This window comes from Flavobacterium cellulosilyticum (assembly GCF_004349355.1).
Lineage (GTDB): Bacteria > Bacteroidota > Bacteroidia > Flavobacteriales > Flavobacteriaceae > Flavobacterium > Flavobacterium cellulosilyticum.
Map to the genome: position 1 here is coordinate 55,398 of NZ_SMFK01000016.1, position 22,997 is coordinate 78,394.

Below are 22,997 nucleotides of genomic sequence, written 5' to 3' on the forward strand. Positions count from 1 at the left end.
TTAAAACCTTGCATTGACCTTAATATTAAAAACCCTGGTGGTCATATAATTTGGAATCGCATATTGATTTTTGGTGTACACATCGCGAACCCAAGTATTGGTAATTGCATTTTGATTGTCGAAAAGATTAAAAATTTCAAATCCAATAGCCAATTCCTTGAAGCTTCGTAACCATCTTTTAGTAGTAGGATTTTGATTATCTATTAAAACCTTAGAAAAACCAACATCGGCACGACGATAATCTCTCAATCTATTTTGATACAAATAAGGATCTGAATAAGAAGGCGAACCTCCTGGCAATCCAGTGTTATACACCAAATTTAAATACAATTTTAAACTTGGAATATTAGGCATATAATCTTGAAACAAAAGTGCAAATTTCAACCGTTGGTCCGTTGGTCTAGAAATATATCCTTTGTTATCAATATTCTCTTCCGTTTTTAGGTAACCAAAACTAAACCATGATTCGGTTCCAGGCACAAACTCACCATTTAGCCTATAATCGAATCCTTGGGCATAAGCAACGGCATTATTAGCAGCAGCATAACGAATGCGAACATTGTCTAATGTATATGGATTAACATCTGTTAACGATTTATAATAGATTTCCGAAACCATTTTGAATGGACGGTTCCACATTTTGAAACTATAATCATTACTCAGAACTATATGAATGGATTGTTGGGCTTTGACATCCGAATGTACTACCCCATCTGCATCCCTAAGTTCCCTAAAAGTTGGCGGTTGATGATACATGCCTCCTGAAAGTCTAAAAAACATATCCATTCTCCAATCCGGTTTCAATGAAATTTGACCTCTTGGACTAAATGTAAATTGTGTTGTACTAACGATATTTTCTCCAGAAACGGTCCAGTTTTGCGAACGCACCCCAGCATTAAACCATATTTCATTATTTCCTATATATCCTTTTCGACTCCATTGCGCATAGCCTGAAAAACGATTAATATCAACAAAATTGGTCGCTCTCACATTAGTATATGGAACTAATGGTCCGGTGTAAGAGACATAAGGTTGGTCGTTTTTGGGCAGAATTTTAGGTGGATTTATGGAAAAACCTGCAGAATCAATTACTTCCCATTCAATTACTCTATCTCGAATGGATTCTCTGGTAAATTTTACACCCCATTCCAATTGGTTCTTTTTTAAATTATGAATCCCTTTTAATTCGGTATTTATAATTAATGCGTCTAAATCATTTCTAGCGTGATTAATTTCTGAACCGATTCCTCTTGAAAAAGTAACATTGCCAAAAGTCTGAGAACCAAAATTAGAATCCACTTCTCCTAATCGATATTGAGCCAAAATATCAAAATATTCTTTTTCTTGCGTATGATAGGCAGATGTTATCAGTTTGTAGGTTGAATTTTTAGAAGCGGTATAAGTAGATTTTACTGCACCAAAAACAGTAGTGTATTTATCTTTTTCTTGTCCTTCATAATATATCAGCAAAGCCTTTGGTTCATCAATAGTTCCAAATTTTGTTTGTCTGGTCAATGGTTGGTATTGATAATCGTTTTGTGAAACATTCCCCAGAAAACTAAACTCCCATTTATCTGAAGGATTGAAATTTATATTTGTTTGCAAATCAACAAATGTCGGTGTGTAATTGGTTTGGGTTTCCTGACTATTTACTAACAAGGAATTGTTTCTATATCTTACACCTGTTATTCCTGACCATTTTTTATTTTTAGAAACGGCATCAACAGCTAGACTTGTCCCTAGAAAACTAGCTTCGGCGACAGCTCCAAATTTTGTGGGTTTTCGATAGGTAATATCCAATACAGACGATAATTTATCACCAAATTTAGCTTGAAAACCTCCAGCAGAAAAATCAACATTTTGAACCAAATCGGTATTGGTAAAACTTAATCCTTCTTGTTGACCAGAACGAATTAGGAATGGACGATATACTTCTATTTCATTTACATAAACTAAATTCTCGTCGTAATTTCCACCACGTACGGCATATTGTGTACTTAATTCATTATTTGAATTTACACCAGGCAAAGATTTCAATATATTCTCGACACCAGCATTGGCGCCAGGAATTTTGCGGATAAGTGCCGGTTCAATTATTGTAATTCCCTGAACTCTTTTCTTATTATTTACAGTGATAACAACTTCTCCTATTTGCTCATCTTTGTCATTCATCACTAAGTTGAACTCATACTCTTCGTTTGGTTGAAGTGTAAAGGATACCGTGGCTTTTTTTAGGGATATATGTGAAAAGACAAGTACAATCTTTTGATTTGAGGGCACATTTATTTCGTAAAAACCATTTTTATTTGATTGAGTATTAGTACCATTATAGGATACATTTACATGATCAATAATTTGATTATCCTTATCAAGAATAACTCCTTTTATATGGGCAGATTGAGCAAAAGAAACAAACCCAAAACAGAAAAAAAAGACAGCAAGTAATAATTTATTTGTGCTCAAAGAAATTGATTTATATTATTTTTGGCTTCTAAAAAAATGCGTTTCAAAGATAGTGGAATTTCCTAAATTATCTGTTACTATTAATTTTAAATCATTGGCACCTTCAGCTACAATTCCGTCACTAAAAGCATGCGTTATTTTTCTTGTTTTATTGTCATATTCAAATAAAACCCATTTCCCATTGAGATAACCATTGTAAGATTTTATTCCTGACAATGCATCACTTATTGTAAATTGAATGGAATTTACATTACTTAACCATTGACCCTCTATTGATTTAGCAATCGAAACTATAGGCGGACTTGTATCTAAAACCAAAGCAAATTTCCCTAGTGTTTTTGTTTTAGCAGTTAACATTTTTTCTTTTCTAGTTGTCGGTATATAATTAATTTTAGTTCCGTTAATGGACCCAATGAATACTTTGTCTCTTTGTGACTCTGAGAATTTTATATCTTCAATTGAAATAGTAAAATTAGAATGAACTGGAACAGTGTCGTCATGAAGAAACAAGGTGTCATTGTTTACATCAAAATTCATGTTGAAATTATCATAAAATGTTCCAGCAGGAAAGAAAACTGACATGTTATCTTTAGTAAAATTACAGTCATTATTCGCTTTTATATAATATTTTGAAATAACAGGTTCTGACGGAACGATTGTCGTTAAATTATCATACTTAATTGGAATAGTAACTGTCGTTTTATTTCCATAAAAATCAGCCACTTCTATGCGATATTGCGAACTCAAATTTGGAACAACAGAAACAATTCCGTTAGAAGCTGCGGCCTTTATTATACTTAATTTATAGGGATTAATCATAAATAATTTCATTATTCTTTGTCCCGTTTTCTTATATCTAGGATAATCAATTAATGCATTAATATACCGCATTTCATCAAAGGAATAAGTATTGAATTGAAATCCAAAACTTGGCGTTCCATTTTCAAAACTTTGCACATTGAACACCCCATTTCTGTTAAATGAAACATCATCATAATCATAAGTATTGATACCAAAACCTATTTTCCCATTTGAAACAACTTTGTCTGAAATATAGGTTCCGTCTTTTTGTAACGCTAAGTTTAACAATAATGGTCGTTTGGATTGATTCACAACTGTTTTATCATCTATTGGATAAACATAAATGGTTGAAATAATTGGTTTTTTAGTATCTTTAAAAAACTGATCAAAACCAAAAAACATTGGATTAATAATATTTTCAGTTAAATTATCACGAAATTCAAAATGCAAATGCGGCCCTTCTGAACCACCTGTATTGCCGGAAAGTCCTATTATTTGACCCTTTTTAACCTCCAAATCACCCGGTTTCAAATACATTTCAATTTCAAAAGATTGTTCTGTATAATGTGTTTTTTTAATGAAATCTTCAATAACACCTACCGCTTTTTGTAAATGTCCATAAACTGAGGTGTACCCATTTGCATGTGTAATATATATGGCTTTTCCGTTTCCAAAAGTTGAAATTTTTATTCGTGACACATAACCATCTGCAACAGCATAAACATTTAAACCTTCTTTTTGAAGTGTTTTTATATCAAAACCAGCATGAAAATGATTAGGCCTAAGCTCACCAAAATTTCCTGATAATTGCAAAGGGATATCAAGTGGTGATCTAAAATAATCTTTTGGATAATCCTTTTGAGAAAAAAGCGAACTACTAAATAATAAAATAAACAAGTAAAATCTCATCGTATACATTTTTGCTAAGATAAAAAAAGTGTTTTAGAAAACTAAATATAACTTCACAATTTTCAAACTTCTGTCATACTGTAGATTACGTTTTTTAAAATAAAAAAGGCAATAAAATATTGTATTAATAAAAAGGAATACTAACTTTGTAAGATTAAGTAATACGTAGGATATATTATGAGTGTAATTACAGAAATAATTGATGCTCTTGAAATTAAAATTGAAAAACTTTTTATTAAATCAAAAAGTTTAGAGAAAAAAAATCAAGATTTAAAAATTGAATTATTAAAATCTGAAACTATCATACAAACTCAATCTAAAGAGATTGAAGCCTTAAAAGCACAGTATGAAACACTTAAAATTGCCAACTCGTTACTAGGCAGTGAAGACAACAAAAGAGATACAAAGCTTAAAATAAATTCATTAATTCGTGAAATTGATTACTGTATAGCACAGCTTTCAGATTAGTAAAAAACATGGACGAGAAGCTTAAAATTAAAATATCAATTGCAGATAGAGTATATCCACTAACAGTAGATTTATCTCAAGAAGAAGGTCTTAGAAGCGCTTCTAAAAAAATTGACGTAATGATAAAGCAATTTGAAGAAAATTATGCTGTACGTGACAAGCAAGATGTATTAGCCATGTGCGCTTTGCAATTTGCATCACAATCTGAACAAAAACAAATTGATAACGCAATTGATGGAAATGACACCATTGAAAGAATTAAAAAAATTAATTTGCTTTTAGATCAATATCTCAATGAATAAACACGTTCTTTAAAAAGACTAAGATACTGCCTACATTAGTTCATATTTGGTAAACTCAACACTAACAATTTAGAATGAGCAAATCATCGTTACTATAGCAAGCCAATTCAGTTTGGAAGCTTGAACAACGAGTTAGCTCAAAACTTGTCTTTCAGAGTTTATACAAGCAATCTAATGTAGGCTTTTTTTATATATTAATTTTAAATAAACTATGGACATTATAACAATAATTATTCTAGGCATTGCGGGCATTGCAGGTGGATTTGGCATAGCCAAAATTATAGAGAAAAGCAACATTTCTAATTTGATTAAAAGCGCAAAAAAAGAAGCAGCTTCTATTTTAAAAGATGCCAATTTAGAAGCCGAAAACATTAAAAAAGATAAAATTCTTCAAGCAAAGGAAAAGTTTATCGAATTGAAATCAGAACACGAGCAAGTTATTCTTTCTCGAGATCAAAAAATGGCTGAAGTTGAAAAACGAATTCGTGATAAAGAATCGCAAATTTCAAACGAACTTTCTAAAGCCAAAAAAATAAATGATGATTTTGAATCAAAAACAGTGGAGTTTTCAACTAAAGTTGAAATCCTAGAGAAAAAACAGGCAGAAGTAGACAAACTACACAAAAGTCAACTGCAACAATTAGAAGTTATTTCAGGATTATCTACTGAGGATGCAAAAAATCAATTGATTGAGGGCCTTAGAGCAGAAGCCAAAACACAAGCGATGTCTCACATTCAAGACACGATTGAAGAAGCTAAACTTACCGCACAACAAGAAGCCAAGAAAATCATTATTAACACTATTCAAAGAGTTGGTACAGAAGAAGCGGTAGAAAACTGCGTATCTGTTTTCAACATTGAATCGGATGATGTAAAAGGTAGAATTATTGGTCGTGAAGGAAGAAACATTAGAGCTATCGAAGCTGCAACTGGTGTAGAAATCATTGTAGACGACACTCCAGAAGCAATCATACTTTCTTGTTTTGACCCAGTTCGTAGAGAAATTGCTAGACTAGCTTTGCATAAATTAGTTACTGATGGTCGAATTCACCCAGCTCGAATTGAAGAAGTAGTAGCTAAAACTACCAAACAAATTGACGATGAAATCATAGAAGTTGGTAAACGTACTGTAATCGATTTAGGAATTCACGGTTTGCATCCTGAATTAATAAAAGTTGTGGGTCGAATGAAATACCGTTCTTCTTATGGACAAAACTTATTGCAACACTCTCGCGAAGTTTCAAAACTTTGTGGAATTATGGCTGCCGAATTAGGGTTGAACGTAAAACTTGCCAAAAGAGCTGGTTTGCTACATGATATTGGTAAAGTTCCAGATGCCGAAAGTGATTTACCTCACGCTTTATTAGGAATGCAATGGGCCGAAAAATATGGTGAAAAAGAAGAAGTTTGCAACGCTATTGGGGCGCATCACGATGAAATCGAAATGAAATCATTGTTATCACCTATTATTCAAGTTTGCGATGCAATTTCAGGAGCTAGACCAGGTGCAAGAAGACAAGTTTTGGATTCTTATATTCAACGTTTAAAAGACCTAGAAGAAGTGGCTTATGGTTTTAATGGAGTGAAAAACGCTTATGCTATTCAAGCAGGTAGAGAACTTCGTGTAATTGTTGAAAGCGAAAAAGTTTCTGATGAACATGCTGCTACTTTATCATTTGATATTTCACAAAAAATACAAACAGAAATGACGTATCCAGGTCAGGTCAAAGTAACTGTAATTAGAGAAACGAGAGCGGTGAATATCGCGAAATAATAGTTTGCAGTAATCAGTTTCAGTTTACAGTCGCGGTATTGAATCATTAATGGTGATTTAATACCGCGATTTATTTTTAACTGCAATGCCAATTTTTATATTAACTATCAGTACTCCAACATCTGCCAACTGAATACCAAACACTGACCACTGACCACTATTTCCTAGGGTGAAAAGAATTAATAACTTGTGTTAAAAACTTTCGATCCAGATGAACATAAATTTCGGTTGTAGTAATCGATTCATGCCCGAGCATTAATTGAATTGACCTTAAATCGGCACCATTTTCAAGTAGATGAGTGGCAAAAGAATGTCGGAAAGTATGCGGGCTTATTTTTTTATTCAAATCAATTTGGGTGGCCAAATCTTTTATTATTGTAAATATCATAGCTCTTGTAAGCTGGCTACCTCTCCTATTTAAAAACAAAGTATCTTCATGACCTTTCTTTATATTTAAATTAGTTCTAATCGAATTTTTGTAAATTAGAATGTATTTTTGAGTTAAACTTCCAATTGGAACAAAACGTTGTTTATTCCCTTTTCCCGTGATTTTTACAAACCCTTCCTCGAAAAATAAATCAGAAATTTTAAGAGAAACCAATTCCGAAACACGAAGTCCACAACCATAAAGCGTTTCTAACATCGCTCGATTGCGCTCTCCTTCCTTTGAACTTAAGTCTACAGCCGCAATAAGAGCATCTATTTCACCAACAGACAAAGTATCTGGAAGCTTCCTACCAGTTTTAGGTGTTTCAATTAATTCCATTGGATTGTCAATTCGATAATCTTCAAATATCAAATAACTAAAAAAACTTTTAAGTCCTGAAATCATCCTGGCTTGGGAACGAGGATTTACTTCTTGAGAAACACTATATATAAATTGTTGAATCGTTTCTTCACTTATTGTTAATGGAGAAACTGAAATGTGGTTGTTTTTTAAAAAAAGGCATAATCTTTCAATATCAAAAGAATAATTAGTGATCGTGTTTTTAGACAAACCTCTTTCGATTCTAAGATACGATTGATAATTTTTGACATAAGTGCTCCAACTCATAACACAAAGTAAAGCTATTTTTAGACATAAAAAAACCACGCGTTTTGAGTGGTTTGAAAAAAAAGTAGCTTTGTTGTTTTTTTAAAATAATTGAGCAATTTCTTCAATTAAAAATAATTGATTTTCAATATTTTGACAATTTTTTAACTGTATTTTTTATATTATTTCCAATCATTATTCATGTTAAATTATAAATATTTGTAATACTATTATCAATTTAATTTGCATTTTAAAAGAAATCGTACAATAATTATTATATATGAGAGTTTATATATACTCCTAAACTCAACAAATTAATTTAAAAAATAACCTTATGAAAAATTCAAATTTTGCTTTAATTTTATTGACATTAATTTCTTTTTCTATTCAAGCACAGTCATTACGTTTTGGATTAAAAGGAGGATTAAATTACGCCAATCAAACAGGTTCTGATATTACAATAAACAGTACTAATTACAATACTGATGCAATTACAAGCTACCATGTAGGATTAGTAGCTGAAATCAAATTATTAGATAAATTCGGTATTCAACCCGAACTATTATATTCAACAAAAGGTGCTACTTATAAAAATGCCGTTGAAGAATTTAAAAATGAATTGGGCTACATTTCTATTCCGGTACTGTTAAAGCTAGGTCTGAGTAAGAGTTTAAGTTTAGAATTAGGCCCTCAAGCTTCATTTTTGTTAAGTGAAAGAAATAAATTTGATTATAAAAATGCAGAAACATTCGAATTTTCAGCAGTAGGTGGCTTAGGTTTAAATTTAACCAAAAATATTTTCATACAAGCCCGTTATGGCCTTGGATTAACCAATGCTTCAAAGGATGCAGAAATAAAAAACTCCGTAGTACAAATATCGGCTGGATTACTGTTTTAAGAAAAATAACATATATTAATAGAAACCGTTCTTTAATTAGAACGGTTTTTTTATTTTTACAAAAATATAATTTATGAAAATCATCATCATCAATGGGCCAAACCTTAACTTATTAGGAAAAAGAGAACCCGAAGTATACGGCACACAAACTTTTGAAGATTATTTAGAAATTTTGAGAAGCAAATTTCAATCAATTGAATTGAATTATTTTCAAAGCAACATTGAAGGCGAATTAATCGATAAAATTCAAGAATTTGGCTTCTCTTATGATGGGATAATTTTAAATGCTGGCGCTTACACCCACACTTCCATTGGTATCGGTGATGCCATAAAAGCCATAACAACTCCAGTAATTGAAGTACATATTTCGAATACTTTTTCACGCGAAAGTTTCCGTCATCAATCCTATATTTCCGGTAATGCAAAAGGCGTTATTTTGGGTTTTGGAATGAAAAGCTATGAATTAGCCATTCAGTCGTTTTTGTAGAGCAGCTATATTATACTATTAAACCATACCAATTTAACTGTTTTTTTATTCAACACTTTCTTTCTTTTTGTACACTTGTAAAAAAAAAGAGAATGAAAAGATTTCCCTTGATTCTTATTCTGATAATTTTTCAATCGAATTATGCTCAAATTATTGGTAAAGTAACCGACGATAAAAGCGTAGCGCTTTCACTCGTCACAATTTTAGAAGAGAATACTTATAATGGTACTTCATCAAATGAGCAAGGAAATTATGAATTGAATATTAAAACAATGGGAAACCATACATTAGTTTTCCAATATTTAGGATTCAAAACTAAAAAAATAACAATTACAGTTGACAGGCTCCCTTTTACTCAAAATATTAAATTAGTTGAAGAAAACGTATCGCTTTCCGAGATTGTAATTAATACAAAAGAGAATCCTGCCAATGCAATAATTAGGGAAGCAATTGCCTACAAAAAAGAAAATTCAGATAAAACAGCTCGTTTCAAAGCAGATTTTTATTCTCGTGGCATTTTTAAAGTCAAAGATTTACCTAAGAAAATATTGGGGCAAAAACTGGGCGATTTAGACGGCGCAGTAGACTCGACAGGAACAGGAATCATCTATTTATCGGAAACGGTTTCAAAAATTATTTTTGAAAAACCAGATCATTTAAAAGAACGAATTATTGCTTCAAAAGTAAGTGGCAACGACAATGGTTTTAGTTTCAATACAGCAAGAGCAACAACTTATGATTTTTATGATAACACTTTAACCTTTAACAGCAACATGATTTCTCCAATTGCTGATAATGCATTCAACTACTATAAATACAAATTAGTAGGTACTTTTCAAGATGAAAACAACTTGATGATTAATAAAATAAAAGTAATTGCAAAACGTGATGCCGAACCAGTTTTTGAAGGATATATTTATATTGTTGAAAATTCTTGGGCAATTTACGCTGTAGATTTAGAAATAAAAGGCTACCGAATGCATCAGGAATTTGTAGACGTAATGCATTTAAAACAAAACTTCAATTACAACAAAACCAACCAAATTTGGGCTAAAAACACACAAAGTCTTGAATTTTCGGCAGGCATTTTTGGAATAAAATTCAACGGAAAATTCTCTTATGTTTACAGTAATTATCAGTTTGAAAAAGTGTTTACCAAAAAAACGTTTACCAATGAAATTGTAAGTTTTGAAGACAATTCCAATAAAAAAGACACGCTGTTTTGGAGTGAAATTCGCCCCATTCCACTTACAAGAGAAGAAAATACTGATTACATAAAAAAAGACAGCATTCACATCGTTAGAAATTCTAAAACCTATTTAGATTCTATTGATAAAAAAGAAAATAAGTTCAAATTCCTTAATCCGATTTCGGGTTATAAGTGGAAAAATAGTTTTGAAAAAAAATCCTTTTCTTATGATGGATTGTTCCATTTATCTTCTTTGAACTTCAATACTGTTCAAGGTTGGAATATGGATTCTGCTTTTTCCTTTAGAAATTGGAAAAACGAAGAAGAAAAAGGTAGCACCACTTCGATAAAAACGAAATTTAATTATGGTTTTGCCGAAGATAGACTTCGGATAACCGCAGATTATCAACAAAAATTCAATAATCAAAATTATGCAACTCTTACGGTTTCTGGCGGAACACAAATAACACAGTTTAATGCTAATGAACCCATATCAAAATTTTTAAACTCAGTGAGTACTTTATTCTTTAAGGATAATTATATGAAATTGTACAACAATGAATTTGTGAATATTACTTACGGTCAAAATGTGGGAACGAATTTTTATTTAAAAGGAAAATTAGAATACCAACAACGAAATCCTTTGTACAATACAAGCGATTACACGTTTTTTAAAAATGAAGATCAATATAGTTCAAACAATCCTTTGCTTCCTTATGATTATACGACACCCTCTTTTGAAGAACATCATCTTACCAAACTTTCTATTTCTACAAGAATAAATTTTGGAAACAAATACATTTCAAGGCCAGATAGAAAAATAAACATTCCAAATCTTAAATATCCCTCTCTATTTTTAAATTATGAAAACGCGTTTGCGTCCAATGAAAAGAAATACGAATACCAATCTTTTTTTGCACAAATAAAATATGATTTAAATGCCGGTATCAAAGGGACATTAGGCATTAATCTGAAAGCGGGAACGTTTATTCAAGGTAAAAAAATCTCCTTTATAGACTACAATCATTTCAATGGAAATCAAACCCATATTGGAACCAGCGACCGCTATTTGAATGTTTTTAATTTATTGCCTTATTATTCGAATAGTACCAACAAATCGTATTTTGAAGCCCATTTAGAGCATAACGACAAAGGATATATTATGAATAAAATTCCTTTTTTGAACAAATTAAACTCCTCATTAGTCGTAGGATTTCATTCCCTTGTAGTTGCTAATTCAAAACCATATTCTGAGTTCACAATTGGTTTGGATAATTTAGGTTTTGGGAAATTAAAAATTTTCCGTTTCGATTATATTCGTTCTTATCAAAGTGGGTTTAAAGAAGGGGGAGTGATTTTTGGGCTTAAAATTTTGAATTTTTTAGAGAACTGATATAAGTAAAATCAAGAATATGTTGGTTCAATATGAATCAAAACGTGTCCTAAAGCTGGAATTTGTTCCTGTAAAGTATCTTTAAGCAGATGCGAAATTTCGTGACCTTCCTTCACAGATATATTGGCATTGACAATGGCGTGCAAATCTACGTGGTATTTCATACCTGCTTTTCGAATAAAACATTTCTCAGTATTTACTACTCCATCTACTTGTTGGGCCACTTTTCTAATTTCTACAATCAAGTCTTCATTCAATTGTTCATCCATTATTTCACCTAAAGCAGGTCTAAATATCATGTAGCTATTATAAATTATAAATCCCGAAGCAAATAGCGCTGCCCAATCATCAGCCGATTCGTATCCTTTTCCTAAAACTATGGCAATCGAAATTCCGATAAATGCCGCTATTGATGTTATTGCATCACTTCTATGATGCCAAGCGTCCGCTTTTAGGGAAGAACTGTTGGATTCTATACTTCGTTTCATTACCAACCGATACGAATATTCTTTCCATAGAATTATAGCGCCAAGAACAAAAAGTGTCCATGATTTTGGCAATTCGTGAGCGGTTCCAATATTAATAATACTTTTATACGCAATAATAGCAGCAGATGTAATTAAAAAAACTACCACTAAAAAAGTAATTAAAGGTTCAGCTCTCCCATGTCCATAGGGATGATTTTCATCAGGAGGTCTATTGGAATATTTGATCCCAAACAAGACTAATAATGAAGAAAAAATATCAGTAGTGGATTCTATTGCATCCGCTATCAACGCATACGAATTACCAAAAAAGCCAGCCAAGCCTTTAATAAAGGCTAAACAAATATTGCCAATTATACTAAAATAAGTGGCTTTTATGGCTGTTTGTTCATTTGTCATTTTGATAGTTTATTTTTTAAATAACAGGAGTATTTTATGATATAAAAAAACACTGATTCCACCTCGAAAATTGTAGTTGAGGAATCAGTGTTTCATTTTTTACTTTTAAGTATTCTTATGCTCTAACGATCTTTGCACCTATGGCTCTCAATCGTTCGTCTATATTTTCGTATCCACGGTCTATTTGTTCTATATTCTGAATCGTACTTGTTCCTTTCGCAGAAAGTGCTGCAATTAATAAGGAAATCCCAGCTCTAATATCAGGAGAAGACATGGTAGTTGCCTTGAGTGTTGATTTAAAATCATGACCAATTACAACCGCTCTGTGCGGATCACATAAAATAATTTTAGCTCCCATGTCAATTAATTTATCCACAAAGAACAAACGGCTTTCGAACATTTTTTGATGAATAAGAACATCCCCTTTGCATTGCGTTGCCACAACAAGAACAATACTCAACAAATCCGGAGTAAATCCTGGCCAAGGCGCATCTGAAATAGTTAATATTGAACCGTCAATATCTGTTCTTACTTGATAACCCTCTTTATGTTCTGGAATATAAATATCATCGCCTCTTTTTTCTAAAGTAATCCCAAGTTTTCTAAATACATTTGGTATCAATCCAAGGTTTTCCCAGCTTACATCTTTTATAGTGATTTCACTTCGAGTCATTGCAGCTAGACCAATCCAACTCCCTATCTCGATCATATCAGGAAGAATTCTATGAGTACAGCCGCCTAATTTATCCACACCTTCGATAGTAAGTAAATTGGATCCAATACCAGAAACTTTCGCTCCCATAGCATTCATCATTTTACATAATTGTTGCAAATAAGGCTCACATGCAGCATTGTAAATTGTCGTTGTCCCTTTTGCCAAAACGGCTGCCATTACAATATTTGCTGTTCCAGTCACAGAAGCTTCATCTAATAACATATCAGTTCCAGTTAGACCATCAGGTGCTTCAACACCATAAAAATGGTCTTCTCTATTGTAACGGAATTTAGCTCCAAGATTAATGAATCCTTCAAAATGGGTATCCAATCGTCGTCTTCCTATTTTGTCACCCCCAGGTTTTGGAATATATCCTTTTCCGAAGCGTGCCAAAAGTGGTCCAACGATCATAATAGAACCACGAAGTGAACCGCCTTCTTTCTTAAAAGCTTCCGTTTCTAAGTAGCTTATATTTACTTCATCAGCTTGAAAAGTATAGGAACCTGAGCCTACTTTTTGGATTTTTACTCCTAAATTCCCTAATAAAGTTATCAATTTATTGATATCAATTATATCTGGGATATTGTTGATTGTTATCTTTTCTTCGGTCAATAATACAGCGCACAATATTTGCAACGCTTCGTTTTTAGCTCCTTGCGGTGTAATATCACCTTTTAATCTTACGCCACCTTCAATTTTGAAAATTCCCATTTTTTATGATTATGAGTTATTAATTTTAGCTGTAAAATATGAATTGTGAAAAAATGAATTTTTTACTATTAATTCATTTATTCACAATTCATTACAGTATTACTATGGTTTTCTATTCTGGTTTTTATGAGTCGGATTTGACTTACCCGTTTTTGTGTTTTTATTACTTTGAATCTTTGGTTGACCTGCAGGAGTTATTTTATTAGAAACTCGTTTGTTCGTTCGCATCAAGTCTGTAGTAGTCAATAGTTCTTCGGTGCTTTCCCGTAAATCAAATTTTCCATCGGATAATTCATAAAGATGCTCAAAAATCACATCGTCTTTTACGGTGTCTTTATTCCAACTTAAATATGATTTTTTCATATGGTTGGCAATAACTTTCACCAAAGCATTTTTCATTTCGCCTTCTTCCCATTTATTGGCAACATCAATCATATATTTGATATTGTTCCCATAATACCTGTATTTTGGAAAATTCTGAGGGTAATTTAAAACATCTGGTTTCAATTGGAGTACCTCGCGAGTAGGAACAGGATATGGAGATTCGACATCCAATTTAAAATCAGACATAATGAACAATTGATCCCATAATTTATGCTGAAAATCGGGTACGTCACGCAAATGAGGATTCAAAGTTCCCATTACCTGAATAATGTATTTTGCAGCCTTATTACGCTCAACACTGTCATCAATTGCAGTAGCTTGATCTATCAATTTTTGCAAATGCCGTCCGTATTCGGGAATAATTAAATGTATTCTTTCAGAATTATATTCTAAATTAAAAACAACATCATTTGCTATTTCTTTTATATATTTTGTCATCGTATTAAAGTGAAATTATACCTTCTATTGTTGAAAGTTCAAGGTATTTATCGATTATTTCTTGAGGATTTTTCATCTGTACATCAACAGATATACTGGTAAATTTACCAGTTTTAGATTTGGTGGTTTTGATCACTGCTCCCATGCAATCAAAAGCCAGTTCTACCTGTTCTATATTTTCTTGTAATGATGGAACAATAAATTTAAACAAATACAAAGCCGGCCAAGTGGAACTATTTTCCAACTCAACTTTCAGCCTTTCATAAAATTCTTGGGTGTTCTTATCCATTATATACTTAAAATAATAGCAAATATACAGTTTTGATTTTAGTTTTAGGATTTAGGATTTAGGATTTTTATAAATAAGAAAAAGCAAACTAAACTATTTTGTATAAATCCCACTTAGATTAATTAATTTCACATACTTATTTACATATCGTGAACAAGGAAATTGGATTCATTATTGGCGGACCAAGAACTAGAAAAAGCACAATTATTAATGTTCATTTATAAAATTCGTATTGTTGATATCCAGAAATTTCCAGACAAAATATAGAAAATATTGAATCGAAAGTCTACTTACTTTTTGTAAATTATTATTAAATAAAAAATTGATGATGCAGAAAAATAATCTCAACAAATTATTTCTATAAATCGTGGAATTCCAGTTGTTTTTTTGTTGATGGTATTGCAAAGGCAACCGTTATCTTACTCATTTGATATGGCTTGCCGTCAAAATTTTTATCTAAAAATAGTTACTCTAACGTCATGTGAAGAAATATACCCAATCAAATATAAAAACTATGAGATCCTCAAAACAACTACTCCAATTCACAATCATCTCGCAGAAACCGATTAAAATCACAGCTTTTAAAATATCGAAGTTCAAAGAGAATAGCCGACATAATAGAATTTTATTTACCTTAGGGCGAATTTAACTGATTGTTTAAAGCTTAAACTTACAAATGCAAACAGCATTAGAAATTCTTCAGAAATACTGGAAACACGACAAATTTAGGTCTCCTCAGGACGAAATAATAAATTCAGTGTTGGAAGGAAAAGACACTTTTGGTTTGATGCCAACGGGTGGCGGGAAATCAATTTGTTTTCAAGTTCCTGCTTTAATGCTAGACGGAATTTGTTTAGTCATTTCACCATTGGTAGCTTTAATGAAAGACCAAGTGCAACGTCTACAAAAACTCGATATCAAAGCAATAGCTCTAACTGGCGGAATCAAATCGGACGAGATGATCACGCTTTTAGATAATTGTGAATTTGGTAATTATAAATTCTTGTATTTATCGCCCGAACGATTGCAATCTGATTGGATTTTAGAGCGAATAAAAAACTTACCCATAAACCTAATTGCCATCGATGAAGCCCATTGTGTCTCGCAATGGGGGCATGATTTTAGACCCGCTTATTTAAAGATTAGTAACTTAAAAACTTATTTTCCAAGAGTTCCTTTTCTGGCACTTACTGCATCGGCTACAAAAACAGTTCTTGAAGATGTAATTATTCAATTAGGATTAGAGCAACCGATACTGTTTAAAAAATCATTCGCTCGAAAAAACATTGCTTATATGGTTTTCGAAGTAGAGGATAAATTGTATCGAATGGAGCAAATCTTGAAAAAAAATCCACAGTCCTCTATTATTTACGTTCGAAACAGAAAATCCTGTTACGACATTGCTTCACAATTACAAACCTTAGGATTCAAAACCACATTTTATCACGGAGGTTTATCCGCTAAGGAGAAAGAAAAAAACATGAATCTTTGGATAAATGAAGAGATTCAAATTATAGTTGCCACCAATGCTTTTGGAATGGGGATTGATAAATCGAATGTAAAAACGATAATTCACATTCATCTTCCGGAAAGCATCGAAAGCTATTATCAGGAAGCAGGTCGTGCCGGAAGAGATGGTAATAAAGCTTTTGCTGTACTACTTACCAGTCCTTCTGATAAGGCTCAAGCCCAAAGTCAATTTATAAACGTCCTTCCAGACAAAAAAATCCTGACTCAGATTTACATTAAAATGTGCGCCTATTTTCAAATTGCTTATGGCGAAGGAATTAACGAACAGTATTCCTTTAATTTAAACCACTTTTGTCATAAATATGGGTTTCCAACCTTGAAAACCTACAATGCTATTCAGTTCTTAGACAGACAAGGTATTCTCAGTTTATCACAGGAATATTCCGAAAAAATCACCATACAATTCATAATTCCGTCTAAAGAGGTGATTCGGTATATGAGTTTGAATCCAAAAGAGGAAAATGTAATAGTTACATTATTACGAACATATCCCGGTATTTATGAAACTCAAACATCAATAAACGCAACTCTAATAGCTAAGAAATCAAATAATGAAGAAAATATGATTCTTTCTATTTTAGAAAAGTTAAAAAATAATGAAATAATAGATTACCACAAAAAGAACAATGATGCTTCTATTACGTTCCTTGAAATTAGAGAAGATGAAAGAACAATTAATCGTGTTTCTAAATACCTAGAAAAACAAAATTTACAAAAAGTCGCCCAATTTGAATCGGTTTTAAATTATGTCAATGAAAAGAAGGTGTGCAAAAGCAAATTAATTTTGGGCTATTTTGGAGAAAAAACCAATGTCGATTGCGGAATTTGTTCTTATTGTATTTCAAAGAAAACAAAACCCGAGAGCACTACTTTAATTGCAAATCAAATTATTGAAATATTAAAAACCCAGGATTTAAGTTCAAGAGAAATTCAAAAATTAACTAAAAAGACAGAAGACGATGTTATCTTTGCCTTACAAAACTTATTGGATAAAGATAAAATAGCGGTAAAACCGAATAATAAATATACTTTAAAACGATAAAAATCCAATCTCCACCACTCCCAGAAGGGAAAGGAGCCGAAACTTAAAAAAAGTTATTTATCCTACTATGTATATTTCATAGTTATAAAAAATAAAACATAATGAATCAATTAAGAATCGTATTTATGGGAACGCCAGAATTTGCAGTTGGTATTCTGGATACTATAATCAAAAACAATTACAATGTTGTAGGAATCATCACCGCAGCAGACAAACCAGCAGGTCGAGGACAAAAAATAAAATATTCGGCGGTAAAAGAATATGCTTTGGCCAATAAGTTGACTTTACTTCAACCGACAAGTTTAAAAGACGAAGGGTTTTTAGCGGAATTGAAAGCTTTAAACGCCAATTTACAAATTGTCGTTGCTTTTAGAATGTTGCCAGAAGTAGTTTGGAAAATGCCTGAATTAGGAACTTTTAATCTTCATGCTTCCTTATTACCTAATTATAGAGGTGCAGCCCCGATAAATTGGGCAATAATTAATGGAGATACAAAAACTGGGGTAAGCACATTCTTTATCGATGATAAGATAGATACAGGAGCAATTATTTTAAGTGCGGAAACTGATATTGTATCAGATGAAAATGTGGGCCATTTGCACGATAGATTAATGGTTTTAGGAAGTGAAACAGTTTTAGACACATTGAAACTAATCGAAAAAGGAAATTTTAATACCATTATTCAAAAAGACAATCCCGAAATAAAAACAGCCTACAAGTTAAATAAGGAAAATTGTAAAATTGATTGGTCAAAATCAGCCTTTGAAATATATAATCTAATACGCGGACTGAATCCCTATCCTTCAGCTTGGTGCTATTTCAATGATAAAAACGAGGAATGGAATGTCAAGATTCACGATGCAAAAATAATCACGGAAAACCATAATTATCAAATAGGCAGCTTGATTTGCAGTAAAAAAGAAATGAAAATCGCAGTAAAAAACGCGTTTATTGAGGTGCTTAGTTTACAATTTCCAGGAAAAAAGAAGATGAATACTACAGAATTTTTGAATGGGATCACATTTTCTGTTGATGCAAAAGTACATTAACTCCAATAAAATAGGAGTTATTTGATGTTTTTTAATGGATTCACATCTCTTTATGAACAAAAAAAATAAGTTATTAACAAATCGAGCTAAATTTATGAAAAACGCTTGTGAGGTAAGTAATTCCTGCTAAATTTGTTCTATTAACAAAGTTTTTTTAACCAACATTTAATAACTAAATATTATGAACAAATCAGAATTAATTGACGCTATCGCTGCTGATGCAGGAATTACAAAAGCTGCTGCAAAACTAGCTTTAGAATCATTTTTAGGTAACGTAGGTGGTACTTTGAAAAAAGGTGGAAGAGTATCTTTAGTAGGTTTCGGATCTTGGTCAGTATCTGCAAGAGCTGCAAGAGATGGAAGAAATCCTCAAACAGGAAATACAATTAAAATTGCTGCTAAAAATGTAGTGAAATTTAAAGCAGGTGCAGACTTAGAAGGAGCTGTAAACTAATCTAAGATTTCTAAAATATAACAAAAACCTTCCTTTGGAAGGTTTTTTTATGCACTTCAACGACTTTTTTAGGTAGTTTTTTAAAAAAAATCTTAACTTTAATTAAAAATGTAAAGCTATGATTTCCGATAAAATAGAGAAAGGACATTTGCTTATTGCAGAACCTTCAATAAGTGGTGATTTATCATTTAATAGATCCGTAATCCTTCTAGCTGACCATAATAAAAATGGCTCCGTAGGTTTTATAATTAACAAACCCTTAAAATATACTATACAAGATTTGATTCCTGATATCAAAGCAACTTTCAAGATTTATAACGGAGGCCCTGTAGAGCAAGACAATCTTTATTTTATACATAATATACCCGATTTAATACCAAATAGTATTGAAATATCAAATGGAATATATTGGGGAGGTGAATATGAAACTACGAAAGAATTGATCAACAAAGGTAAAATTAACAAAAATAATATTCGTTTCTTTTTAGGCTATACTGGCTGGGAAGAAGACCAACTTGAAACCGAAATGGAAGAATGTTCTTGGATTCTTACTAAGAATAATTATCGTAATAAAATAATTGGTAAATCAGCCTCTCATTTTTGGAAAAAACAAATTATGGAGCTCGGAGGAACTTATCAAATTTGGTCTAATTCACCCGAAAATCCAGGATTTAATTAGCTATAAATTCGTTTAGTTTTTGAACTAATAAAGTTGAAAAATTAGCTGTAAAATCCTTTTTACGATACCTACTAATAGGCTGTACACCCATAATTACATTGGTAATAAACAATTCGTCCGCTTTTTGAAGTTCAAATGGAGAAATTACCTCTTCTACAACTTCAATGTTTTCAATACTTCGAGCAATCGCTACTATTTGTTTTCTCATTACACCATTCAAACAACCCTCAGAAACTGGTGGTGTAATTAGAGTATTTCCTTTCAACATAAAAATATTGCCTTGCAATGCTTCAATTACATTTTTGCTGTCATTTAACAACAAACAATTGTCAAGACCGTTCTCATTTGCAAAAATACTTGCTGTAATATTTATAATTTTGTTTGTTGATTTTATGGATGATAACAATTGTTTGGCTACATAGAAATCCGTATACAAATCAACTATATACTCTTTTTGATTACCTAGATACAGTTTGTTTTCTAATGATTCTGCTGTAATCAAAAAAGAAACTGTATTTGTCTTAGGCAAATAATACCCACCGTCATTTCTATAAACAGTAATTCGGGCTCTAGCAGAATTTATAGTATTTTTTGTACTTGCCAACATCAATATTTGTTCTTCTAAATATTCCATTGTAAAATTCATAGGAATTTCCATACGAAGAATACGCATAGATGACATCAACCTGAAATAATGATCCTCTAAAAAAAGAATTTTAGAATCTACTAATTTAACTGTTTCAAAAACAGCATCACCATACAAAAAGGCACGATTACAAGTCAATAAATTAGAATCTTGTGAAACTATAGAACCATTAAAATTAATCATAAAAAAACCCTGAATTTAATTCAGGGCAAATATATGTTTAAAAATGCAATTTTACTATACAGAACCAATCACATGTTTAAGGTCCGAAATTTGATTTTCCCATAACAAGGTTGCTTCACTGATTTCGTCTTTAAATGCAAAGTCAATTACCATTAATGAAACGTCTTTAGTAATTTCGTCTACCAAAATATTTAACTCAAAAAAATACTCTGTATCTTTACTATTTCCGTCAACCCATTTGAATCGCACCTTTTCTCCTGATTTTTTAGAACAAAGTCTTGCTTTTTCTTCGGAATCATCCCATATAAATGTGAAAAACTCACCACGAGAATTAACATTATCCGCAAACCATTCTGATAATCCAGAAGGAGTTGAAATATATTGATATAATAATTGAGGAGAAGAATTTATTGGAAATTCTATTTCATATTTTATTTTTGGATCCATGGGCTAAAACTAATTTTGTCGAAATGTATAGAATATAAAGCCAAAAAAAAAGCCTTTTTAAAAATATTTTTATTTAATGCAATTATACTTGCAAGCTGCAATTTAATTTTTATATTTGCACCCGCATTGAAAGATGGTTTGCATCTGAAAATATGGCGAGGTAGCTCAGTCGGTTAGAGCGCAGGATTCATAACCCTGAGGTCACGAGTTCAAATCTCGTTCTCGCTACAAACTTAAAGTTTTGAAAATCACGGATTAGCACCAACTGATCCGTTTTTTTATGCCTAAACTTTTAATGCTCACACACAATTGATCAAGTCGAAAAGCTGTGGGGAAATATAAAATTTGATTTGATCCCAATTATTTTACATATAAATGTTACTATTCCTTAAATCAAAGTCAAAAACATCCTTTTTTAAATTTTGCAAATAATTTATGTGCTAGCAATTTTAAAACCGGACTATATATTCATTAATCTGGAATCCAATTTTCTATTTTAACTTCTTTACCTACCACATATATTCTGCATTCCCCCTACTTATTATTTTTTTAAACCCAATATTTACTCAAAAAACAATCTTTTGATTTAGAAAATAAATAATTTCCAAAAAATGAAGGATTTATTTTAAATGTAGATTCTAGTAACAGGCACCATAAACAAGCTTTATTAGGCTTTTAAATGAAAAATCTACCGACGATATGAAGTATAGGCATGATCAGATTCATATTGATGTTTTACCAAATGACATTTATTTTTTAAATAAAGGAAAACAATTTATGCAATACTGTACAAATCAAACATCTTCAAAAAGGTAATTTACTTTTAATTGAAAGCAACTTAGTAAATAATACTTTAAAAAAATTGCCTTTATTTAACATGCTACGGCAAACTTTAGCAACTTGTAAAATTGTCAATCAGGATCATCAAAATTATCAAATTTCCATTAAAATTGATGTCTTGACATATACATTATTATACTTAAATACTCTGATGGAGAAATAAATAAAACATCCATAACAAATAAACAAGTCAAATAGAAAATAAACTAAAAGTGTCTATTTAAAAAAGCCTTCTGTTTTCCTTATAGAGCAGAAGGCTTTTTGCAATAAAATTAAAATTTTAAATTAACTGTTTGATCTATTTCTTACTTTTAATAAGTAAATAATGTATTTTATCGTTGTTTTATGTATTTAAACGTTATATTTCAATTATTATTAAATAATTATTTCTATTTTTATTGCCTGATAGAGCTACTTAATTTAAAAAACATATAAATAGTAATTTACTGAACCATAATATTTTAGAATATTATAGATAATCGAAAATGTAATTTATAGATTGATCCGATTTTTTTTAAATTATTTATAAAACGTGCTGCATTAATTCAAATAAAAACAATAGTAAAAAAAAGGAATTAAAGAATAACATTTATCATATAATCTGACGAAACAGACATAAAACGATTAATGACAACTAATAATCTAAAATTGTAAATAAATTATAGATTATCCTCATTTTTAAAAATGAGGCATTTAGTAAGATACAATTGTAAGTAAAAAATAATAACGATTCCCCAAATCTAAATTATATGGAAAATAATTACCTACCTCTAAAAAGGACCTACACCTTTTTAAATTTATTAATGCTATCCTATATTGGGTTTACACAAACAACTCATGAAGCGACTTTTTTACAAAGCGTTTTTGCAGTTACACCTTAAAATAATCCAAAATATACCAACGGAGATTTTAATATCAATTATTTAAATAATTCTGTTCATGTAGGCACTAAAGTAAAACATGCCTTTAAGAATAATTCTTTAGCCAAA

20 protein-coding genes and 1 tRNA gene are annotated in these 22,997 nt (G+C 31.2%); 12 read left to right on the forward strand and 9 right to left on the reverse strand.

All coding sequences use genetic code 11. The annotated features are described in order from the left end of the window. Positions 1-2,463 (reverse strand): TonB-dependent receptor, encoded by a 2,463-nt coding sequence (locus E0F76_RS16705; RefSeq protein ID WP_132008819.1) that lies wholly within the window; start codon positions 2,461-2,463, stop codon positions 1-3. A 15-nt stretch (positions 2,464-2,478) separates the two neighbouring features. Next, complete coding sequence (locus tag E0F76_RS16710) at positions 2,479-4,173, reverse strand: M23 family metallopeptidase (protein WP_132008822.1); 1,695 nt, start codon at positions 4,171-4,173, stop codon at positions 2,479-2,481. Between the two features lie 177 nt (positions 4,174-4,350). Between E0F76_RS16710 and E0F76_RS16715 the strand changes: the two genes are divergently transcribed. The 3 genes from E0F76_RS16715 (at position 4,351) to rny (ending at position 6,717) form a co-directional block, all read left to right on the forward strand. Further along, positions 4,351-4,641, forward strand: a complete 291-nt coding sequence (locus tag E0F76_RS16715; RefSeq protein WP_132008825.1) for a hypothetical protein — start codon at positions 4,351-4,353, stop codon at positions 4,639-4,641. An 8-nt stretch (positions 4,642-4,649) separates the two neighbouring features. Beyond that, positions 4,650-4,943 (forward strand): cell division protein ZapA, encoded by a 294-nt coding sequence (locus tag E0F76_RS16720; RefSeq protein WP_132008828.1) that lies wholly within the window; start codon positions 4,650-4,652, stop codon positions 4,941-4,943. A gap of 211 nt (positions 4,944-5,154) precedes the next feature. After that, positions 5,155-6,717: a ribonuclease Y gene (rny, locus tag E0F76_RS16730; RefSeq protein ID WP_132008831.1), complete on the forward strand. Its 1,563-nt coding sequence runs from the start codon at positions 5,155-5,157 to the stop codon at positions 6,715-6,717. Positions 6,718-6,874: 157 nt separating this feature from the next. Here rny and xerD read toward each other — a convergent pair whose 3' ends face one another. Further along, positions 6,875-7,771, reverse strand: a complete 897-nt coding sequence (xerD, locus tag E0F76_RS16735) for a site-specific tyrosine recombinase XerD (protein ID WP_132008834.1) — start codon at positions 7,769-7,771, stop codon at positions 6,875-6,877. A gap of 313 nt (positions 7,772-8,084) precedes the next feature. Between xerD and E0F76_RS16740 the strand changes: the two genes are divergently transcribed. The 3 genes from E0F76_RS16740 to E0F76_RS16750 all read left to right on the forward strand — a co-directional run bounded on the left by E0F76_RS16740 (position 8,085) and on the right by E0F76_RS16750 (position 11,717). Next, entirely contained in the window at positions 8,085-8,648 is a 564-nt protein-coding gene (locus E0F76_RS16740; RefSeq protein ID WP_132008837.1) for a porin family protein, read from the forward strand. 73 nt (positions 8,649-8,721) lie between these two features. Then, positions 8,722-9,135: a type II 3-dehydroquinate dehydratase gene (gene aroQ / locus E0F76_RS16745; protein WP_132008840.1), complete on the forward strand. Its 414-nt coding sequence runs from the start codon at positions 8,722-8,724 to the stop codon at positions 9,133-9,135. Positions 9,136-9,227: 92 nt separating this feature from the next. Then, the gene (locus E0F76_RS16750) at positions 9,228-11,717 is read left to right on the forward strand and encodes a DUF5686 and carboxypeptidase regulatory-like domain-containing protein (protein WP_132008843.1); all 2,490 of its coding nucleotides are present in this window, start codon (positions 9,228-9,230) and stop codon (positions 11,715-11,717) included. Between the two features lie 11 nt (positions 11,718-11,728). On the opposite strand, the gene E0F76_RS16755 is transcribed toward E0F76_RS16750, so the two are convergent. The 4 genes from E0F76_RS16755 to E0F76_RS16770 all read right to left on the reverse strand — a co-directional run bounded on the left by E0F76_RS16755 (position 11,729) and on the right by E0F76_RS16770 (position 15,138). Continuing rightward, entirely contained in the window at positions 11,729-12,601 is an 873-nt protein-coding gene (locus E0F76_RS16755; protein ID WP_132008846.1) for a cation diffusion facilitator family transporter, read from the reverse strand. Positions 12,602-12,716: 115 nt separating this feature from the next. After that, positions 12,717-14,027: a UDP-N-acetylglucosamine 1-carboxyvinyltransferase gene (gene murA, locus E0F76_RS16760; RefSeq protein WP_132008849.1), complete on the reverse strand. Its 1,311-nt coding sequence runs from the start codon at positions 14,025-14,027 to the stop codon at positions 12,717-12,719. 102 nt (positions 14,028-14,129) lie between these two features. Next, positions 14,130-14,849, reverse strand: a complete 720-nt coding sequence (locus E0F76_RS16765; protein WP_132008853.1) for a DUF4290 domain-containing protein — start codon at positions 14,847-14,849, stop codon at positions 14,130-14,132. A gap of 4 nt (positions 14,850-14,853) precedes the next feature. Next, the gene (locus E0F76_RS16770) at positions 14,854-15,138 is read right to left on the reverse strand and encodes a DUF493 family protein (RefSeq protein ID WP_132008856.1); all 285 of its coding nucleotides are present in this window, start codon (positions 15,136-15,138) and stop codon (positions 14,854-14,856) included. Between the two features lie 676 nt (positions 15,139-15,814). Here E0F76_RS16770 and E0F76_RS16775 point away from each other — a divergent pair. The 4 genes from E0F76_RS16775 (at position 15,815) to E0F76_RS16790 (ending at position 19,892) form a co-directional block, all read left to right on the forward strand. Beyond that, the gene (locus tag E0F76_RS16775) at positions 15,815-17,710 is read left to right on the forward strand and encodes a RecQ family ATP-dependent DNA helicase (RefSeq protein WP_132008859.1); all 1,896 of its coding nucleotides are present in this window, start codon (positions 15,815-15,817) and stop codon (positions 17,708-17,710) included. A gap of 101 nt (positions 17,711-17,811) precedes the next feature. Next, complete coding sequence (gene fmt, locus E0F76_RS16780) at positions 17,812-18,759, forward strand: methionyl-tRNA formyltransferase (RefSeq protein ID WP_132008861.1); 948 nt, start codon at positions 17,812-17,814, stop codon at positions 18,757-18,759. Between the two features lie 181 nt (positions 18,760-18,940). Continuing rightward, positions 18,941-19,213, forward strand: a complete 273-nt coding sequence (locus E0F76_RS16785; RefSeq protein WP_132008864.1) for an HU family DNA-binding protein — start codon at positions 18,941-18,943, stop codon at positions 19,211-19,213. Positions 19,214-19,331: 118 nt separating this feature from the next. Next, a complete protein-coding gene (locus E0F76_RS16790) occupies positions 19,332-19,892 on the forward strand; it encodes a YqgE/AlgH family protein (RefSeq protein WP_132008867.1) in 561 nt (186 codons plus the stop codon). Here E0F76_RS16790 and E0F76_RS16795 read toward each other — a convergent pair. Together E0F76_RS16795 and E0F76_RS16800 are read right to left on the reverse strand one after the other, a co-directional pair. After that, positions 19,885-20,721 carry an aminotransferase class IV gene (locus tag E0F76_RS16795; protein WP_132008870.1) on the reverse strand — a complete coding sequence of 279 codons (837 nt, stop codon included), beginning with the start codon at positions 20,719-20,721 and terminating at the stop codon, positions 19,885-19,887. The two genes, E0F76_RS16790 and E0F76_RS16795, sit on opposite strands and share 8 nt — an antisense overlap. A gap of 54 nt (positions 20,722-20,775) precedes the next feature. Beyond that, positions 20,776-21,168 carry an START-like domain-containing protein gene (locus E0F76_RS16800; RefSeq protein WP_132008873.1) on the reverse strand — a complete coding sequence of 131 codons (393 nt, stop codon included), beginning with the start codon at positions 21,166-21,168 and terminating at the stop codon, positions 20,776-20,778. A 154-nt stretch (positions 21,169-21,322) separates the two neighbouring features. Here E0F76_RS16800 and E0F76_RS16805 point away from each other — a divergent pair. Together E0F76_RS16805 and E0F76_RS19935 are read left to right on the forward strand one after the other, a co-directional pair. Next, a tRNA-Met gene (locus E0F76_RS16805) sits at positions 21,323-21,396 on the forward strand. A 1,361-nt stretch (positions 21,397-22,757) separates the two neighbouring features. After that, positions 22,758-22,889: a hypothetical protein gene (locus E0F76_RS19935; RefSeq protein WP_281275294.1), complete on the forward strand. Its 132-nt coding sequence runs from the start codon at positions 22,758-22,760 to the stop codon at positions 22,887-22,889. Positions 22,890-22,997 lie beyond the last annotated feature (108 nt).

Excerpts from the sequence above, each read along its gene's own strand:
- E0F76_RS16710 (WP_132008822.1), bottom strand. The coding sequence starts at position 4,173 with ATGAGATTTTACTTGTTTATTTTATTATTTAGTAGTTCGCTTTTTTCT.
- E0F76_RS16715 (WP_132008825.1), top strand. The coding sequence starts at position 4,351 with ATGAGTGTAATTACAGAAATAATTGATGCTCTTGAAATTAAAATTGAA.
- E0F76_RS16720 (WP_132008828.1), top strand. The coding sequence starts at position 4,650 with ATGGACGAGAAGCTTAAAATTAAAATATCAATTGCAGATAGAGTATAT.
- rny (WP_132008831.1), top strand. The coding sequence starts at position 5,155 with ATGGACATTATAACAATAATTATTCTAGGCATTGCGGGCATTGCAGGT.
- xerD (WP_132008834.1), bottom strand. The coding sequence starts at position 7,771 with ATGAGTTGGAGCACTTATGTCAAAAATTATCAATCGTATCTTAGAATC.
- E0F76_RS16740 (WP_132008837.1), top strand. The coding sequence starts at position 8,085 with ATGAAAAATTCAAATTTTGCTTTAATTTTATTGACATTAATTTCTTTT.
- aroQ (WP_132008840.1), top strand. The coding sequence starts at position 8,722 with ATGAAAATCATCATCATCAATGGGCCAAACCTTAACTTATTAGGAAAA.
- E0F76_RS16750 (WP_132008843.1), top strand. The coding sequence starts at position 9,228 with ATGAAAAGATTTCCCTTGATTCTTATTCTGATAATTTTTCAATCGAAT.
- E0F76_RS16755 (WP_132008846.1), bottom strand. The coding sequence starts at position 12,601 with ATGACAAATGAACAAACAGCCATAAAAGCCACTTATTTTAGTATAATT.
- murA (WP_132008849.1), bottom strand. The coding sequence starts at position 14,027 with ATGGGAATTTTCAAAATTGAAGGTGGCGTAAGATTAAAAGGTGATATT.
- E0F76_RS16765 (WP_132008853.1), bottom strand. The coding sequence starts at position 14,849 with ATGACAAAATATATAAAAGAAATAGCAAATGATGTTGTTTTTAATTTA.
- E0F76_RS16770 (WP_132008856.1), bottom strand. The coding sequence starts at position 15,138 with ATGGATAAGAACACCCAAGAATTTTATGAAAGGCTGAAAGTTGAGTTG.
- E0F76_RS16775 (WP_132008859.1), top strand. The coding sequence starts at position 15,815 with ATGCAAACAGCATTAGAAATTCTTCAGAAATACTGGAAACACGACAAA.
- fmt (WP_132008861.1), top strand. The coding sequence starts at position 17,812 with ATGAATCAATTAAGAATCGTATTTATGGGAACGCCAGAATTTGCAGTT.
- E0F76_RS16785 (WP_132008864.1), top strand. The coding sequence starts at position 18,941 with ATGAACAAATCAGAATTAATTGACGCTATCGCTGCTGATGCAGGAATT.
- E0F76_RS16790 (WP_132008867.1), top strand. The coding sequence starts at position 19,332 with ATGATTTCCGATAAAATAGAGAAAGGACATTTGCTTATTGCAGAACCT.
- E0F76_RS16795 (WP_132008870.1), bottom strand. The coding sequence starts at position 20,721 with ATGATTAATTTTAATGGTTCTATAGTTTCACAAGATTCTAATTTATTG.
- E0F76_RS16800 (WP_132008873.1), bottom strand. The coding sequence starts at position 21,168 with ATGGATCCAAAAATAAAATATGAAATAGAATTTCCAATAAATTCTTCT.
- E0F76_RS19935 (WP_281275294.1), top strand. The coding sequence starts at position 22,758 with ATGGAAAATAATTACCTACCTCTAAAAAGGACCTACACCTTTTTAAAT.